At 40.0% G+C, this 16046-nt stretch carries 20 protein-coding genes; 1 reads left to right on the top strand and 19 read right to left on the bottom strand.

What is annotated here, in order from left to right:
- Window positions 1–72 precede the first annotated feature (72 nt).
- Genes ACJML3_RS03095 through ACJML3_RS03085 form a run of 3 tightly spaced genes read right to left on the bottom strand, consistent with a single transcriptional unit; the run spans window position 73 to window position 2070 of the window.
- On the bottom strand, window positions 73–651 hold the full coding sequence (locus tag ACJML3_RS03095; protein ID WP_406020517.1) for a phage baseplate assembly protein V: 579 nt from the start codon (window positions 649–651) through the stop codon (window positions 73–75).
- Window positions 651–1850, bottom strand: coding sequence for a phage late control D family protein (locus ACJML3_RS03090; protein WP_406020515.1), 1200 nt, complete (start codon window positions 1848–1850; stop codon window positions 651–653). The genes ACJML3_RS03095 and ACJML3_RS03090 overlap by 1 nt, the downstream gene beginning before the upstream one ends.
- Window positions 1843–2070: a tail protein X gene (locus ACJML3_RS03085; protein ID WP_406020513.1), complete on the bottom strand. Its 228-nt coding sequence runs from the start codon at window positions 2068–2070 to the stop codon at window positions 1843–1845. Before ACJML3_RS03085 ends, ACJML3_RS03090 begins: the two co-directional genes overlap by 8 nt.
- A 45-nt stretch (window positions 2071–2115) precedes the next feature.
- Between ACJML3_RS03085 and ACJML3_RS03080 the strand changes: the two genes are divergently transcribed.
- On the top strand, window positions 2116–2442 hold the full coding sequence (locus ACJML3_RS03080) for a hypothetical protein (protein ID WP_406020511.1): 327 nt from the start codon (window positions 2116–2118) through the stop codon (window positions 2440–2442).
- Here the strand turns inward: ACJML3_RS03080 and ACJML3_RS03075 are convergent.
- The 16 genes from ACJML3_RS03075 to ACJML3_RS03000 form a co-directional block, all read right to left on the bottom strand.
- Window positions 2429–5548: a phage tail tape measure protein gene (locus tag ACJML3_RS03075; protein ID WP_406020509.1), complete on the bottom strand. Its 3120-nt coding sequence runs from the start codon at window positions 5546–5548 to the stop codon at window positions 2429–2431. The two genes, ACJML3_RS03080 and ACJML3_RS03075, sit on opposite strands and share 14 nt — an antisense overlap.
- A 2-nt stretch (window positions 5549–5550) precedes the next feature.
- Complete coding sequence (locus ACJML3_RS03070) at window positions 5551–5682, bottom strand: hypothetical protein (RefSeq protein ID WP_406020507.1); 132 nt, start codon at window positions 5680–5682, stop codon at window positions 5551–5553.
- A gap of 62 nt (window positions 5683–5744) precedes the next feature.
- Window positions 5745–6050 (bottom strand): hypothetical protein, encoded by a 306-nt coding sequence (locus ACJML3_RS03065; RefSeq protein WP_406020505.1) that lies wholly within the window; start codon window positions 6048–6050, stop codon window positions 5745–5747.
- Between the two features lie 69 nt (window positions 6051–6119).
- Window positions 6120–6653, bottom strand: a complete 534-nt coding sequence (locus ACJML3_RS03060) for a phage major tail tube protein (RefSeq protein ID WP_406020503.1) — start codon at window positions 6651–6653, stop codon at window positions 6120–6122.
- A 12-nt stretch (window positions 6654–6665) separates the two neighbouring features.
- A complete protein-coding gene (locus ACJML3_RS03055; protein ID WP_406020501.1) occupies window positions 6666–8150 on the bottom strand; it encodes a phage tail sheath family protein in 1485 nt (494 codons plus the stop codon).
- A gap of 9 nt (window positions 8151–8159) precedes the next feature.
- Window positions 8160–8447 (bottom strand): hypothetical protein, encoded by a 288-nt coding sequence (locus ACJML3_RS03050; protein ID WP_406020499.1) that lies wholly within the window; start codon window positions 8445–8447, stop codon window positions 8160–8162.
- The gene (locus ACJML3_RS03045; protein WP_406020497.1) at window positions 8440–9006 is read right to left on the bottom strand and encodes a hypothetical protein; all 567 of its coding nucleotides are present in this window, start codon (window positions 9004–9006) and stop codon (window positions 8440–8442) included. Before ACJML3_RS03045 ends, ACJML3_RS03050 begins: the two co-directional genes overlap by 8 nt.
- Window positions 8993–9526 (bottom strand): phage tail protein, encoded by a 534-nt coding sequence (locus ACJML3_RS03040; protein ID WP_406020495.1) that lies wholly within the window; start codon window positions 9524–9526, stop codon window positions 8993–8995. Before ACJML3_RS03040 ends, ACJML3_RS03045 begins: the two co-directional genes overlap by 14 nt.
- A complete protein-coding gene (locus ACJML3_RS03035) occupies window positions 9523–9837 on the bottom strand; it encodes a hypothetical protein (protein WP_406020494.1) in 315 nt (104 codons plus the stop codon). Before ACJML3_RS03035 ends, ACJML3_RS03040 begins: the two co-directional genes overlap by 4 nt.
- On the bottom strand, window positions 9837–10046 hold the full coding sequence (locus ACJML3_RS03030; protein ID WP_406020492.1) for a hypothetical protein: 210 nt from the start codon (window positions 10044–10046) through the stop codon (window positions 9837–9839). Before ACJML3_RS03030 ends, ACJML3_RS03035 begins: the two co-directional genes overlap by 1 nt.
- Before the next feature lie 72 nt (window positions 10047–10118).
- Window positions 10119–11186, bottom strand: coding sequence for a major capsid protein (locus ACJML3_RS03025; protein ID WP_406020490.1), 1068 nt, complete (start codon window positions 11184–11186; stop codon window positions 10119–10121).
- A 9-nt stretch (window positions 11187–11195) separates the two neighbouring features.
- Window positions 11196–11537: a hypothetical protein gene (locus ACJML3_RS03020; RefSeq protein ID WP_406020489.1), complete on the bottom strand. Its 342-nt coding sequence runs from the start codon at window positions 11535–11537 to the stop codon at window positions 11196–11198.
- A gap of 10 nt (window positions 11538–11547) precedes the next feature.
- A complete protein-coding gene (locus ACJML3_RS03015) occupies window positions 11548–12654 on the bottom strand; it encodes a head maturation protease, ClpP-related (protein WP_406020487.1) in 1107 nt (368 codons plus the stop codon).
- Between the two features lie 5 nt (window positions 12655–12659).
- A complete protein-coding gene (locus ACJML3_RS03010) occupies window positions 12660–14351 on the bottom strand; it encodes a phage portal protein (RefSeq protein WP_406020485.1) in 1692 nt (563 codons plus the stop codon).
- A gap of 15 nt (window positions 14352–14366) precedes the next feature.
- Window positions 14367–14621, bottom strand: coding sequence for a DUF6148 family protein (locus ACJML3_RS03005; protein WP_406020483.1), 255 nt, complete (start codon window positions 14619–14621; stop codon window positions 14367–14369).
- A partial coding sequence (locus ACJML3_RS03000) for a terminase gpA endonuclease subunit (RefSeq protein ID WP_406020482.1) occupies window positions 14621–16046 on the bottom strand: 1426 nt, incomplete at its 5' end. The genes ACJML3_RS03005 and ACJML3_RS03000, both read right to left, overlap by 1 nt.

The raw sequence follows: 16046 nt of genomic DNA, 5'->3' as shown, positions 1-16046 counted from the left end.
GAGCTGTTGGCGGACATGCATCATGTCCGGTGTTATTGTCTCCTACGCGAGTTACTGCAGGCATATTATCCCCTAGTTAATGTTAGTTGTTGAGCCTTGAAGCGTTAATGTTCCACCGGCTGTAATTGTGGTATCACCTCCTGATTGCATGGTGATATTACCACTTGCTGTTATATTGGCATTTGTTGTATTGATGTTGACTTCCTGAGGAGTGGTAACATTTACTTTCTGTCTGTCAGCATGAATATGAGTGCCTTCTATAACAACATCCAGTTCATGTGTAGCACGGTTATATGTAACAGTGGTTCCATCAGCAAATTCTACCTTGCGTTCATCTTGGTTCGTTGTAGGAGGTTGAACATTACCGGCATAGAAAGAGCCTAAGATAAAGCCTTCCTCGATGCCCTGAGGCATAAACACACATAGAACATCATCACCAACATCAGGCATGTTGTAGTCGTGATTTTTGAAGGTATTACGGCACAATACAGCCAGCTCATGTGTTGTGAGATTGTCCTCATCAGAGATGGTTACTCTTGCAGTGTGCTTTTGAGGATTAGTAGAGCTTACTGTACCTACACGAATAATCTCTGTTAATGTGCTCTCTAAACTAGATACGCGCTCATTTGCTGATAAAAAGTCGTTGTTCATTAGTATGTATTGTTTACTCTTCTAACATCCATGGATGTTACATAACCACTAGGACCCATTGAGTGCTCAGCTCTTTCGATGATGAAGTTACCATCAAAAGAACCAAAGCCAGTTAACTCAATTACAGAGCCTGCCACCATAAGAGGATCACCTACTACAGATAAAGAGCCTGTAGTCTGCCTTAAGTTCAGCTTACGCAGTGTTGCTTTGGCTAAACGTTCTGCTTCTTTTAAAGAACAGCAGCGTTTCTTTAAAACGTATGTTTGACCTGATTCCTCAACACTATCGTCAGTGTAGGTGTAATCCTGATCTTCAACTTTCTGCTTTTGATTGCCTTTTTTAGATTTGGCTTTAGATGTCTTTTTTGACTTAGTATCTACATTGTTAGAGCCAAAGATATCAGGATTTGAAGTATCAGCCTGTACTGCTACAGGAGATGACTGAACAGCAATCTTTGATTGAGCAGATTGAATTGATGAACCTCCTTTATTGGAATCCTGACGCTTGGTAGTATCACGCCATTTAACTGTACATGCTTTGTATCTTTGTGACTGTTGAGCCTGAAACGACCAGTTTAAGATAGGGCTTGTACCTAGATTGTAGGTCTTTACAGCTTTCTTACTTTCATAACTCTTTTGATCAAAGATGATACAGGTTTGAGCGCTTACCTTTACTGATAAGCCCGCATCTTTACATAAACGCTGTAGAAGAGCCAAATCACTTTCACGTTTTTGGTCTAACCTGTCGTATTCTGGCACATCTTCACAGTCAAAGAAGAACTTGAGACCTGCCTCATCGGCTATCTGCTGACCTAATGTTTTTAAGCTTATGTTCTCAAAGTTACGTGTTTTAAGCTCACGTCTGATGGTGTTATCTAAAGGAATACTTACAGCCGAGAGCTCAAATATTCTTGGTGAGCCTGAGGTCTTTAAGCTATCTACAATCATTGTATCTGTAGCTAAACTGCCTCTACTCTCAGTTTCAAAAGTAGCTGTGATTTTAGCACCGCGCTCAGGAGACCAAGAGCTAGCCCATTTGCCTGTTTCGTCTTTTAACGTAACTGTAAGTTCGTCACCTTCATCTTCAATCTTATCTGTATAAGAGATGTTTAAAAGATCTTCATATACATCTTTTGAGATATCAGTATCCTGATAAACAACACTTACAAAGGTATGTAGTACAGAAGCTAAGTTATCCATTACTGTTTCTCTTCCATGGTGGTAATAACTGAGGATCTATAGTTCTGGGTGATACATTGATATCAGGTATAACAATCTGTAGATCAGCAGGCATAATTGCATAGTGACTTAAAGATAAGTTTGCAGCTATAAGCTCTGACATCAGATACTCACTGCCCAACTGTTCTTTAGCAATCTTATCCCAAGTGTCACCTTGGATTGAATTATATATTTTGCTCATATTGTTCTATACTTTAAACAAATATCAATCATTACAGGTATGTCTATGCAAGATGATAAAAAGCTGTCTTTAAAAGACTGGTTTGAACTAAATTTAGGAAGTAACAATGTTCAAAGAACTGTTTTACTTATAGCTCTAGCAGTGATATTTCTTACCATTGGAGCTTTAGGTTTCTTTGTTTTGTACCTTATTTCTTTATTTGTCTCTGCCTTTGTAGGCTTTGTATCTTCTTACATTTTAGGCGACAGCTTTGCAGATACTGTAGGCTCAGTTTGCATGGTTGCATTTCTTATTCTAGGAACTCTTGCAGGTGTTTTTTATCTACTAGAAGAGTTCCTGAGCATAAGCAGACTTAACTTTAAGAAAAAGTAAGCCTTGACCTGTCACTAAAGAGTTTTTCTAATTCTCTCTTTAATGAGTTACGACCCTCAGTTAAAGCCTTAGTTACCTGAGCATAAGGATCTGCCTTTTCACCATTACCTGCATTAACTGTAATTTGAGGATTAAAGTTAACAACTATGGATGAGGTCTTAGTACTGTTGCCACCATAGGTTGAATTAACCGTTGAATTAGATACATTGTTAGTAGAACCTAAGCTACTATCTAACTCAGGTATCATCACCGCTGATGGAGCATAACCATATCTGTTTTGAGCTTCCTGACTTGAGAAGTTTGTTACAGCTTCATTACGTGCACTGTATTCAGCGTTTTGGGCTGATACAGATAACATTGATTCAAGTTTTGATAATGGAAGTACAGCTTCATTTTCCTTACCTTCACCAATCAATGCCAGTGTAGGTGCTGTAGCAATACCACCCGTTGCAAGGGCAGGTATTTGAGGCATCTCAAAACTATAGGTTTTACCACCGACACCTGGCACCCAATCAGGAATATCAACACTGATAGAGCCAATAGATGAAAAGGCTTTATTGATAAGGTTGATTAAACTGTTGATAGGGAGCTTAGCCAAATCTACCAATGCACCAAAGACGTTACCAAAGATATTTTTAAGATTCTCCCAAGCGGCACTCCAGTTACCTGTAAACACATTGGATACAAAATCAATTATGTTACTAAAGATTGCTTTTACTCGTTCCCAAACACTTGATACAACTGATATCAGTGTCTTAAAGCTGTTTACCGCTGTACCTATTACAGTTTGAACTACTGTAGCAATACCAGGGAACTTTTGCGCAAACCAATCCCATAGCTGACCTGCCTTTTCCTTAACAGTATCCCAGTTTTGATATAACCATACACCGGCTGCAATCAAACCAGCAATTAAGCCAATGACTAAACCAATAGGATTTGCCATGAGCACAATGTTTAAGATCCTGCCAGCTGCGGCTAAGCCTTTCATTACAGTAGAGCCCACAATCATAGCTGCACTCATAGCCTTTTGAGCTGTTACATATAACCAAGTCTTAGCTGTTGATAAACCTGTCATATTGGCTAAAACAGCCATTACAGCTCCTGCTGTTTTTGCTACAGTAGAGCCCACAATCATAGCTGCGTTTTTAGCCTTTTCTGCAACTGTAAGTGCAATGGTCTTGTATGTCTGTAGACTAAAAACTACAGATAGAGCTGACACAACAGCTTTGTATGCTGTAGCAATTCCTTTACCTGTTAAAAGAACAGCATTGTGTACTTTATGAGCTACAGTACTTGCTATGACTTTATAGGTGTTAAGGCGAAACAGTGCAGTAAGCCCTTTAAGAACACCTGCAGATACTCTCATACAGGTAGAGCTTGCCGACATTACGCCATTTGCTACAAGCCAAACCTGCTTTAATCTGCCGAAGATTACAACACCTCTGCCAATACAGGTGATTAAGCTACCTGCTACCCATGTTAAAGCACCAAGGGCAATCTTACCACCTGCCATTACACCAAAGAGATATAACGCGCTCTTGGTCAATGTAGGGAACTTTTGCGCAAGATTTACGATCATTGTGCCAAGCTTAATGGCTTTGCCTAAAAGGTCATTCCATACAGGTAACAATTGCTGACCAATAATGATGGACAGAGCCTTCATATTGTTAGCTAAGATCTTCTGCTGAGCTTCAGCAGAGCTGTCAGCAATATCAGCATCTTTTTGAACACTGCCTTTATTGTCTGATGTAGCTGTATTCATACCAAGATCATAGTAACCAGCTTTGTTTGAAGACAACTTATCTACAGTAGCCAGTAACTCTTGGTTCTTACCAAAGATTTTAGACATGGTTGCCTGTTTTTCAGCTTTTGGCAACTTGTTTAAAGCATCTAAAACAGCAGAGATAGCAGCCTGAGCTGATTTAGGACCACCATTCATTGCCTGAGCTAATTTCTCGGCATTTATGCCTAGAGCATTCCAACCTTCAAGCTGATTCTTGGTTGCACCCTTGCCCATTGTCAGAGACTTGATAAACAAGGTTTGTGAGGTAGATGCAGCACTTGCAGATGAAGACATCTTGGTGAATGCTGCTGATAAACCTACAATCTGATCATTGGTAAGAGAGGTAAATGATCTTACGGTAGTAGCAGAGTTCTGCATTACACTGATTAAAGAACCGGCATCAGCCTGTGCAGCCTTTGACACAGAATTGATAGTATCAAAGAGCTGTGTTGTCTTATACATATCACCAGTTAACTGATCGTTAAACTGATTAAATGCGTTTGACACAGTATCACTTGACAGATTTAAAGCATCTGATGCGTTTGCTACAGCTACAGAGTAATCTTTAATCTGCTGTATATTCTTAGGATCTACAGTACCTGCTGTAATGCCAGATACCTGTATCTTTTGATACTCGCCAACAGAAAGATCATCCTGCTTAGAAAGCTCCATGTTAATCTTCATGAGAGCTTCAGCTTTGTCAGTGTACAAAGCTAGATTTTTAGTTTGAGCATCAAAATCAATAGCATCGTTTAAAGGCTGTTGCACTGTCTTTAACATTGCATAGCCTTCTAGCATAGAAGTAGCACCTGACATCCTTAAATTTTTGCCAGACTGCATGATATCCTGACCGTGATTTACGGTTTTAGATGCTTTTTCTATAGCTTCAACGTTCTTTTTTAAGATTGAATTTTGCTGTTCATACTTTTTAGAAAGCTCCTCTACAGACAAACCTGCAGTTTTGTTTTGAGACTCTAAATCGCCTAACTCATTCTTAACTTTGTTAAGTTCATCTTTGTATTTGTCAGCTACTCTTTGTGCTTTATCAAAATTAGACTGCATTGAGGCTGTGACCATGCTTGCAGTCGACATTTTGGTTTTAAGCTCTTCTACCTTCTTGGCATATTTTGCGTATTTGTCGGTTGCTTCAACAACTTCTTTGCGCTTGGTAATGACAGCCTGTAGTTTTTCAATCTCACCTGCAGCAGTTTGAGTTTTAGTCCCCATTGTGCTCAGTTGAGTATTTACAAGCTTGATACTGTCATTAAAAGCTTTGCTGATTTTACCGGCAATGTTTAAAACAAGTTCGCGCTCAATAGCCATGGTTAGAACTTCCTTGGTTTATCACTTCCTGCTGTTTTTTTTTGTTCAGCAACAACGTCTTTGATAAGTGACATCAAGTCACCTAATGGAAGCGATTCTAATTCAAGATATGAAGAATGTAGGTACTGTGACATTCTTATAACTCCTCGTCTTAAAGTATGAAGCTGTTCTTCAAGAGAGGAGTTGGTGTCAATACCTACGCTAGCAAAAAAGATGAGATTTGAGCTATTACAGCCACAACTTCTTTAGCAGGTAGATTTTCAAAAAATTCAATTGGTTGCTGTGAAGCTGATGCTGCAATAAAAATTGAAAAGTCAGGGTCGCCTGATACAGTTAGTAATAAATTGCTTGCCTGTACTCTTTCTTGAGGCTTTGCCTTACTGTTAACGTAAGATTTGTGATATTTTAAAAGCTCTTTACCATTGATATTTTCTAATGGAATATCTAGTTCATTGTAAGATTTGCCTTCAAACTCGTATGGCTTATCAAATATTAGTTTCATTTTATATCCTTTAAACAGCTATAATTAAAAGGTCGTCAAGCTGTAAAACAGCCTGACGAGTTACGACCACTACATGCCTATGTCGGCACGTACACCTTCCAGGTAGTCTTTGCCATTGATCTTGCATACAAAGTTGAATTTATCAATTTCAATCTTGTCTACTCCATTTAAGGTGTACTTTAAGTAAACAACTTCATATTCTTCGGTTTGGTCCATAGTAGCTGAAGGCTCAAACTTACCAATTTCAAAGCTCTTTGGAGTTGTTCTTAAAGAGACTCTTGCAGGAATAGTCTTGTATTCACCTGATGCAGAGTCGTAGTACTGAACAGAACCTCTAAAATCCATTTCATGAGTTTTTTGTTCTGCTAACTCTGCAGCCTGCTCAGTTGCAGCTCTCCAGTTAATTGTTACTGTAATTGAGCCGGTATGACCTAATGTAGGTAAATCAACTTCACCTGCGATACCCGAGCCTTTGACTGTTTCTGTCATGTACTCAATCTTAGGTAAAGTTAAGTCAGTAGTACCAATGATCAGATTTGAGCTGTTGTATGCTCTAAAATTAACGAGTCTAATTGGCTCGCTTGTATTTACATCTACTGCCATAAATTAAACTCCTTAAGCAAATAATGTCTGTAAGTATGAAGGATCGTACTCAAGTACGAAATCAATCTCACGGTTAGGTGAAGGAGGAGTGATATAGACGTGGAATACAGCCTTACCATCCATTAAATCAGTAGTTGGGTTCTCAGATTCTAAGAACTCTACACGACCACCTAAGATATAGCCCTTGCTTGTATAGCCGTTTAACAGGATATTGGCACTATCTAATACAGTATCAATCTGTCTGCGGTTTAATGGAAAGTCAATTCTCTGCCAGAATGTCTTTGCTAACTGAATTGAGATGAAGTTAAACATTCTGCGTACAGGAATAAACACATCCTTAACATCAGTATTGCCTGGATATGCACCAGTACGGTTGCCCCAAGCTACCCAACCTGAAAACATGTTGTTAGCAGTTACAATACCATTTCCGTTAAGGTATGAACCTCGAGAGTTATCAACAATAATCTCGGTACCGTCAGCTAAACATAAGCCTGTGCACTGAATGTTCTTGTTTGAAGGTGATACGTATGGAATACCGCTATTATCGTTATCAACTTCAGCTAAAAGAGCTGCAAACTGAGAAGAGAAGTTGTAGATTGTGCCAGACATATTTAAGCAAGGCCATAAAACAACCTCATTTGTAGAAGTCAGATTATTGCTGTTTTTAAATGTTGCAACATCAGTGTAATTTTTTACAGTAGAAGGAACATCGATTAAAGCAATTGCTTTAAAGATGTCATTAAATCCATCTGCCTTTGCTGACATAACCGCAGCAACTCCCGCATCTCCTGAGTAACGAGGACAAGCGATAATTGAAGGGGCAACTCTAAACTTAGGGAATACATCTTCAACAAGTTCTAAACCTGACTTAACACCATCAGCGTTTACACCACCAATGATATCGTCAGAAGTTACCTTAGTAGGATCTAATACTTCAGCTGCTACTACAATGTCAGCATCAGTTGCTAACTTAAAATCAGTTGTAGAAGCATCGGTTAATGAAGTTACAACAACATAACCATCATCATCGAACTCAGTTACATAGTCGGTACCTAAAACGTAAGGTTCAGATCCAGCATCTTTACGAAGCACTAATGATGATAATAGAATGCCAGCTTCTTTAATGGAAGCTGAGCCTGTCTTTTTATCAATAATTAAAGAAGTTGTCTTTGCTGTTTCTTTGTGCTTCTTAGGATCTAAGACGTTTACAAAAACAACAGGAGCTACATTGTATAGCTGGAAGAATGCATACATCGCCTCTGATAAGGTGAAGTCATAGTTCTTAAAGCCTGTATCTTTTAAAGTTGCTTTCTGAAAACCAAAAGCCTTAACTGCTTCTGCATAAGAATAGCAGAGAACAGGTTTATTAACGTTAGTCTCGTCTACCTGATTGATTGGAGCTGTACCAATCACAATAGTAATTGCAGAGTCAACCTCTGCTGCAGGAAGTAATGAAGTAGCTACTTCACTTGTCCTGACGCCATGTACATATGCCATGTGTTAACCTCATTTAATTTGAGAAAGAAAAGTTTTAACTACGGCATCAGGGATAGTTTTGATGTCGTTTACAGGGAAGATCATTGAAGCTAGAATTGGAGCTTTAGTCATTAACTCTTTTACAAATACAGGATAGTCAGGTCCTGAGTACACTTGACCATATCTCAGTCCTACTTTAGTTAGGTTAGGTCCTGTATAAATTCTTGGGAATTTAAGCTGTGATTTTGATTCAGATTGAACTCTGACCTGAGTAGAGGTATCAACAGCATCACTTTGCTGTTTAATTTGCTTACTCATATTGTTTCTCCTTGAAATATTCATCTTTAAAAGGAAGATTGTTTGAAGGTGTGTGATATTTCCAATTAGTAGTGATCATTGCCTGCCACATTTTTGGGGCACCTGCTTGGGCAGATGCATCTGGAAAGATCCACTTAACATCGGATTCAGGAATGTAACGCTTATCTAAACTGCTTTCGATTTTAGATAGAGCTATCAGAAGGCGCTGAACAATGTTTAGAACCTCGGCATAACCTTCATTACCGTCATGCCAAGATCCGCAATATATGTTTACAGTGGCATGCGCAAACTCTCTGTCTACTGTTCCTGCAGAAGGAACAACCAAAACAAAAGGATAATCATCGTTTTCACTCTGCCTTTTAGGTGGAAGACAGCCTTTAAAAATGGAAATGCGCTTGTAAGAAGCCTCACTTTTCTCTGTTTTCTCAGAAATAAGTTCAGTTCTGTTTAAAGAGCCTGGTCGTATCTCTGTAATTTTGTCAGGAGTAGGTTGCATAAGATTTGCTAAAGTGCTCTCGCAAAATTTTGCTACAGCATCTACTAGATTATTTATTACCATTCTTACTTAACTCATAATCAAGTTCATGTTGAAGACGTTCCTCGAAGTAATCCTGTGTTTCTTCAGATATTTCATCTAAGATTTGAGGATCTTCGATTAACTGAGGAACTGCAGGTCCTGTAACTTTTTCTACAGGTCGTCTTGCATCGCCAACACGTCTAAAAACGTGTCCCTGCCATACAAAACCATTACCTACAGTACGTTGAACATTTCTTTTGACTGATACCCTGACAGGTCGTTGCGTTGCGCCTGTAGTGTCGTATTTAGGCTTATAGGAGAACTTATCAATACCAAGAGGAGGACCTATGATAATGATTTGAGCACTATCATCCTCTTTGTGTACTGACATAGCTTCCTTGACAGCCGATGTCTGTACCGTGTAGTTGTCTTTGATAACTTGAGTGATTTTCTTTTTGGCAAAAGGAAGGGCCCTTGATAGAGCCCTTGATTTTGCTTTTTTAGTTACTTTTTCTAGATCCTTAAAGGGATTTTTAGAAATTGTAAGTTTAAGATCACTCATTGTTCTTCATCTGCTAAAACTATACGTATGACACCATATTCAATCGACACCGAGCGAACTACATACTTCACCCCATCAAGAGTTACGCTTTGCCCCTTTACAGGCGCACAAATAGCTTCTTCAGATACATACAGCTCAGTTAGATGCTCAAATACACCTCCATTGGCAAAGCTTCCTGAAGCTGTATCTAAACGATCATCATCTACAAGACACTTTATTGATTGGCCTTCATACTTGTGTACGTCAGAAAACTCATCAACATTGAAAAATGTCTTGTCTATGTCATTAGCTATTGCATCTTTAAAAGACATTACTTTCTACCTGTTTTTCTTGATGTTGGGATTTTGTCGATAAGTTCTTCTACTGAAGGTTCATCACTTTCAGTGATTTGTTTATCAACAGTTTCAGCCTGTCCGGCTTTAACAAGTTTTTGGGCAAGTTCATCGTTCAATTCGATAATCTCGCTCTCAAACTTAACTCCATCATCAGTAAGAATGTTCTTTTTTAATCTGATGTTCATTTTTTTATACCTAAATCTAATAGTCTTAGTGTCACTGTGTTTAACAGTGAGTTACAACACAGTGAGTTACGACTAAGACACAACCTTTACGGTCCAGAAGCCTAAAGGCTCATTAACAATCATCAGAGGTGCTGACTTAATCTGTACGATTCGGCCAGCATTCTCTCCAGTTGCCTGTAACCATGAATTTGGAACACGGTCACCTACAACCCACTGATGTTCATTCTGCTGAACGTTGATAATGTCAACAAGGCCGTATGCTCTGGTGGTATTAACACCACGACAAGCAATCAGAATTGAATCTTCAGGAATTAAAGGCACATCCTTACCGGTAGCATCGTCGTAGTACCACTCATCATATGTATAGATGTCTAGCTGTGGTAAACGCAGAGTACCAATAAAGCCCACACCATCTGCTAAAGTTGAAGGATTGATCTGACCTAAGTCGATACGACGGGAGTTGAAAGCGGTTGTATCACCCTTTAAAGCGTTGATTAAAGCATCAACAGCCTTAGAGCCAGCGATTACCTCTACAGGAGTTAAGCCAGACAACTGAGTGATGTTGCGGACAATCTTACGAAGATCGGTAATTGGATCGGCTCCGCTTGCATTCCATGCCTTTGTTGCTGTTAAATCAACATAAGGCTTGGTAGTTAAACCGTCCCAGAAATCAAGCTGATCATCAACATCCTTACCCTTGATAATGATTTTACCGGTGGTTAAGGCCTGAGCACACATAACCTCTTCACGACGTGTGATTTCCTTGTCCAGCTCATAAAGATCTTTAGCTAAGATTTCGGCTGCACGCTGATTAGGGCTCTTAGAAGAGTAAATAGCTTCACCAGCTGAACGCTTTAGTGCATCCTCAGCTGTAGATACTCTAAATGGAGCTACATAGGCAGGCTTATAAGTCTTGGTTGAATAACCGTCTCTAAAATCCTGTGAGCCGGCTGAACGACGAGATACGAAAGGAGCAATCTTACGCTTGCCACGTCCTACGATATCCACATCAACAGCTTCAGTCTGGAATGATTCGGTATGACCAAAATATCTGTCTCTTAAAAAAGTTTTTGCACGAAACTCGCTTTCACTGACCATTGCCAGCATTGTGCGAGGCTCAAAAATATTAATAGTTCCCATTTACTACTCCTAACGTAAAATAATGCCAACGTTGCGTGCTGACAAGAATAAGTCATCAACTGCAACAGAGTTTGCTGCTGTAATTTTGGCTTTATTAAAATCACCATTCAGATATACGGTTACAGGTACATCAGCTTCTGATGCATCTACATCGTAAGCAACTACGCCAAATACCGCATCGGTATTTTGGGCAATTGCTTTTGCTTTGCCGTCTGCAAAAGTTACAAGCTCACCTCGCTTTAAAGCTGAACCTGTTGCGGTTACAGTTAATGATCTAACATAACTACGATTAGGGCCTGCGAACAACTGATCATAATCTACAGAGCCTAAAACTGAATTTAAGTTTGACATCTATGAACTCCTACTTTGACTTTGCTAAACGAGCAAGTTCTGTTTTTACAGAATTTACAATCTCATCTTTCTGTGACTGAGCGTAATCCTTAGGTAACGCCCCCTCAATTGGCATACCAACATCAGCTAAGTCATCTGCCAGAGATTCGCCGTCTTTCTGTAACTGATTTGCTGAATTTGTAAGTTGCTGTTTCTGATCTTTTAATGATTCGATAGCAACTTGCTCGGCTGTCTTTGGTTCATCAAACATAGCCTTAACAACAATGTCATGATTTGAACCAATATCAATATCAACTAAGGCTTTGATACGCTTGCGCTCTTTGGTTGATGCTTCTTTAACAATCTGCTGATATAAATCAGGATGATTGTTCTTAAGATCTATAGCTGTCATTAAGATAGCTTTATCTGCTTTCTGCTCTACATGAGCTGTTGGCTCGGCATTGGCTACAGCAGACTTTGTAATATTGTCTTTTGCCATTAATTTCTCCTTTGGAAAATGTAAAGACAAGTTATCTAAGTCCCACTCGTAGCCAGCAACAGCTAGAATGTGACCACCCTTGAGACAAGCTGTTACAGGCTCGCTCTCGTTTAGCTCATCTGCAAAACCAAGTTCTACAGCCTCTTCAGCTGTAAGCCATGTCTCTGCATCCATGAGTTGTTTAATTTTTTTCTCATCAAGCCCAGTCTTTTGAGCATAAATATTGCGAATTGACTGAGCACTTTTATCTAAAACATCAGCTTCATGTTTTAAATCATCTGATGTACCTGCTACAGATGATGATGGATTGTGAATCATCATCATTGAGCCTTTATCAATCACGCACTTTGCATTTTTAAGGGAGGTAATGATAGTTGCAGCACTTGCAGCAAGACCTGCTACATGAATAGTTACTTGGCCTTTATGCTGTGACAGCAGTCCGTTAATTGCTAAAGCTGAAAAAACCTGACCGCCTGGAGAGTTAACCATAACTTCAAGCTCGTCATCTGCGTTAATCCCAGATAACATGTTTTTAACTGTCTTCTCATCAAAGCATTTATCTTTTTCAGACCATCCCTCACAGATTGGCCCATAAAAAGAAAGGCAGGTTTTACCGCCTGCCTTCATTTCAATTTTCATAGTTGTTACTTCCTAGGTTTGTCATCAGAATCGTCTTCTGTGTCGTCATCATTATCTGTATCAGGTGTTTGAACAGGAGATACAGGAGCTACAGGAGATACAGGTTTAATACCACTCTCCTGCATTAACCTTTCTTCACGTTTACGCTGTGACATGATGACATCAAAAGACATACCAGTAAGCTCTGCTGCTTCTCTGTCTCTTGTACTAAAACCTTCTTCAACTCGAAGTTTTGCAGCTTGTGCTTCCTTGGTAGGATCTAACTGACCTTGTGTATCACCAGCCCAATCGGCTCTACACCATGCCTTTTTAATTGAAGGATCAGAGAAAAAGCCAGGAGCAATAACTCTTCCCTTTGCAACAGCTTCAGACAGCCATTCTTCATACACAGGCTGACATAAACGGTTAACAACCCACTGTCTGCGCATACGGAACATCTTCCAAGCTTCAAGAATTGCACCTCGAGATGCGCTGTAAGATGATGTAAAACTCTTGAGTAAAAGCTCGTATGGAATTTCAAGCGATGCGCCTATCTGTCTGCAGATAGCGTTAACAAAAGGTTCAAACGCCGTGTTTGGTCTTCCTGGATTAGAAGTTTCGATGTGCTCACCTTCGGCTAGATTTACAATACCGCCATTTGATAAAGACACGTCATCAGGATCTGAGGTTAATTCGCTGACAGCTAAGCTGCTTCCGTCAGGTGCAGTTGATACCATAGGATCAACACCGCTTTCTGGATTGTCATGCGTAATAAATACAGTGAAGTATCCGCTCACAACCGCTGCAACAAGCTCTGCATCGGTATATCTGCCTAACTGCTTAAAAGCTTCAATGGCTGGTGCTAACAGTGGCACACCTCTACGCTGTCCAGGTCGTTCAATATCACACATCAGATGTAACATATTGCGACGACCTGAACCACTATAAGCAGGTATACGTTTCCAGTCGTTTATGGCATCGTTAAGAGGCCTGTGCATTGAATATGGATGATACTTAGCTACATAATAGGCTACAGGCTCTCCATAGTGACCAATTTCAACACCTTCAAGAATTGAAGTATCTGTTTTAAATTTTGCTACAGGGTCACATACTCTGTCAGCTTCAATCAAAGATAAACGTAAATCATAAGGAACACCTGTGCGCTTAATGTAAGGCAATGCAACGAAGCAGTCACCAGACATCAAAGCAGATATAAAAGCCAGAGCCTGAAACTCGTAGAAGTTACACATACGTGCTGCATCGCATTCAGGACTTTCAGCCCACAAGAGCCATTCGCGCTCAGTATTCTTCTGCCACTCAACTGCCTGTTCTTCAGTAAGTCCCAGCTTTTTGTAATCGATATGAGAACTTAACATCAAGCCAGAGCCGATTACGTTGGTTCTTACAGCTTTAATTGCAGATGTCGCAAGAGGCACGCCCATATAGAGATCGCGGGAGCGTGCTCTTAATGTCTGTATGTTCTCTACAATATCTTCATCAGCTGATGCACTGTAAGACATCCAACCAAGAAGTGACTTACGAGCATAACTGGCGCCGTAATGACTATAACCTGAGTTTACAACTTTACGTTGTGTTAGACCTGATGGTTGCCTTATTTGATTCAGATTAGGTTGCTGAAGATCTTTCTGTACAGGCTGTTTAACAACGCTTTGTCTTGGTATATTTTGACTAGGACGTCTTCTATTTCGTTTTGCCATATTAAAACTACAACCTTAAAAATCCTGAGGGATAGCACGTTGAACATAAATACTTTTATGTCCACTTTCACATTTCGTTACAATCGAGCTCCAATACTCTATCTGGCTTTGAATATCATTAAGATTTGCTCTTGTAAGAGAACGTGAACCGATTGTATAGCTCTGTCCGGTTGCGATAGCATCCATAGCATCAAGCCACATCTGAAGCTTTTGCTTAGCGACCTCATAAGGTATGCCACGATAACTTTTTAATGTTTTTGTTACAGTCATCAGATGACTCCTTTAGAAAACTTTCTGCGCCTTACTGCAGGCCTTGTCTGTGAAACTGTATGCCCTTCACCGGTATTAAATACCAGCCGTTCATAAAGTGGTTTCATGAACTCAATTGCTGCCGTCGCATAAACGCAACAATCTAACGCTTCGTTACGCTCTCGAATTTTCTTCCACCCCTCTGTGATTTTGCTCTTTTCGTACTTTCTGAAGAAAACTTCTGCTGTTAACTGTTTGAAGTATTCTTCAGTAAAGCCGTTATCACGACCACGGGGAAAGTGAACAAAGCCGGGGCCAATATCCTGAATGGCAAGGCGCTGCATTACAAGACGTTTGCCAGCATCAACACCTAAAACAAAGAGATGAGCTTTATAGCGATTATTATTAGTAGGTCTATCAACAATCGCACGGCCTAAGGTTGCCGAACCTTTAATAGAGAACACTCTTGAGCGTTCACGTGGCTTAGTGTACTGATACACCCTATCAGTCAGAGTACCGTCACCAGAGTCAATAAACGTACAGGAGATGTTAAGCTCTCTGTTATCTTCAAGTTCAAACTTTTCAAGCAGAGCTACATCAAGAGCTGACCACACCTCGGACAGCTTTGGATCGCCTGGTATGATGACGTGTTTAATACCATAGCATTCGTAATCTTTAGCCCATCCAAAGACAGTAGCCTCAAGACGATCATGCTGAACATCAACACCACAAGTCAGCATCAAAATTTCTTTAGGAAGTCCTGTATTAGGATAGAACTCTCTACGTTCTGACAGTTTTTCCCATAAGTTCAAATCTGCTTCATCTTCATGCCATGGTTCACCGAGCTTCAAGTTGATAAATTCTTGAAGACCTTTCTTATCCTTCTTATGATTTGCATCAACCCATTCTTCAACGAGATCACGCAATTCAACCCATGGAGAACATAAAGACGTTAAGTGATAACCAATGGTTCTGGCTTCAGGGTTCTTAGGAATCCACACCCCAGATTCAAGCAGATAAGGATCAGGTTTTCCGTTGCCTCTAACTTTCTGATTGCAGTGAGGACACTCCATCCTGATAGAATTTTCGTCAAGATACCCCTGCTCATCATTAGACCAGTGAACATTGCCCCACACCATTTCAAACTGCTTACTGCAATGAGGGCAGGTTACAAAGTAACCACGCTGATCCGACTTCATGAATTCTTCATAGATTGTCGGACCGCCTTCACGTTGTTCTGTAGTTGGTGTTGAAACAAATACAATCTTGCGGTTAGTGAAATTCTGTGTTCTCTGAACTGCAAGCTTTAGAGGATCACCTTCCTGAGTTGAGCCATATCTGTCAATTTCATCACAAAGTAATACACGTATAGGACGAGATGCCAACCCAGAAGGTGAATTGGAACCTACCATTGCAAGATAACCACCGGTGAAATGCTTCATACGG

Origin of the sequence: Succinivibrio sp. (assembly GCF_045124615.1) — a bacterium.
GTDB lineage: Bacteria > Pseudomonadota > Gammaproteobacteria > Enterobacterales > Succinivibrionaceae > Succinivibrio > Succinivibrio faecicola.
This window is presented reverse-complemented; position numbering and strand designations above follow the sequence as displayed.

Excerpts from the sequence above, each read along its gene's own strand:
- ACJML3_RS03060 (WP_406020503.1), bottom strand. The coding sequence starts at position 6,653 with ATGGCAGTAGATGTAAATACAAGCGAGCCAATTAGACTCGTTAATTTT.
- ACJML3_RS03025 (WP_406020490.1), bottom strand. The coding sequence starts at position 11,186 with ATGGGAACTATTAATATTTTTGAGCCTCGCACAATGCTGGCAATGGTC.
- ACJML3_RS03035 (WP_406020494.1), bottom strand. The coding sequence starts at position 9,837 with ATGTCTTTTAAAGATGCAATAGCTAATGACATAGACAAGACATTTTTC.
- ACJML3_RS03065 (WP_406020505.1), bottom strand. The coding sequence starts at position 6,050 with ATGAAACTAATATTTGATAAGCCATACGAGTTTGAAGGCAAATCTTAC.
- ACJML3_RS03095 (WP_406020517.1), bottom strand. The coding sequence starts at position 651 with ATGAACAACGACTTTTTATCAGCAAATGAGCGCGTATCTAGTTTAGAG.
- ACJML3_RS03050 (WP_406020499.1), bottom strand. The coding sequence starts at position 8,447 with ATGAGTAAGCAAATTAAACAGCAAAGTGATGCTGTTGATACCTCTACT.
- ACJML3_RS03045 (WP_406020497.1), bottom strand. The coding sequence starts at position 9,006 with ATGGTAATAAATAATCTAGTAGATGCTGTAGCAAAATTTTGCGAGAGC.
- ACJML3_RS03020 (WP_406020489.1), bottom strand. The coding sequence starts at position 11,537 with ATGTCAAACTTAAATTCAGTTTTAGGCTCTGTAGATTATGATCAGTTG.
- ACJML3_RS03075 (WP_406020509.1), bottom strand. The coding sequence starts at position 5,548 with ATGGCTATTGAGCGCGAACTTGTTTTAAACATTGCCGGTAAAATCAGC.
- ACJML3_RS03040 (WP_406020495.1), bottom strand. The coding sequence starts at position 9,526 with ATGAGTGATCTTAAACTTACAATTTCTAAAAATCCCTTTAAGGATCTA.
- ACJML3_RS03070 (WP_406020507.1), bottom strand. The coding sequence starts at position 5,682 with ATGTCACAGTACCTACATTCTTCATATCTTGAATTAGAATCGCTTCCA.
- ACJML3_RS03055 (WP_406020501.1), bottom strand. The coding sequence starts at position 8,150 with ATGGCATATGTACATGGCGTCAGGACAAGTGAAGTAGCTACTTCATTA.
- ACJML3_RS03090 (WP_406020515.1), bottom strand. The coding sequence starts at position 1,850 with ATGGATAACTTAGCTTCTGTACTACATACCTTTGTAAGTGTTGTTTAT.
- ACJML3_RS03005 (WP_406020483.1), bottom strand. The coding sequence starts at position 14,621 with ATGACTGTAACAAAAACATTAAAAAGTTATCGTGGCATACCTTATGAG.
- ACJML3_RS03030 (WP_406020492.1), bottom strand. The coding sequence starts at position 10,046 with ATGAACATCAGATTAAAAAAGAACATTCTTACTGATGATGGAGTTAAG.
- ACJML3_RS03015 (WP_406020487.1), bottom strand. The coding sequence starts at position 12,654 with ATGAAAATTGAAATGAAGGCAGGCGGTAAAACCTGCCTTTCTTTTTAT.
- ACJML3_RS03010 (WP_406020485.1), bottom strand. The coding sequence starts at position 14,351 with ATGGCAAAACGAAATAGAAGACGTCCTAGTCAAAATATACCAAGACAA.
- ACJML3_RS03080 (WP_406020511.1), top strand. The coding sequence starts at position 2,116 with ATGCAAGATGATAAAAAGCTGTCTTTAAAAGACTGGTTTGAACTAAAT.
- ACJML3_RS03085 (WP_406020513.1), bottom strand. The coding sequence starts at position 2,070 with ATGAGCAAAATATATAATTCAATCCAAGGTGACACTTGGGATAAGATT.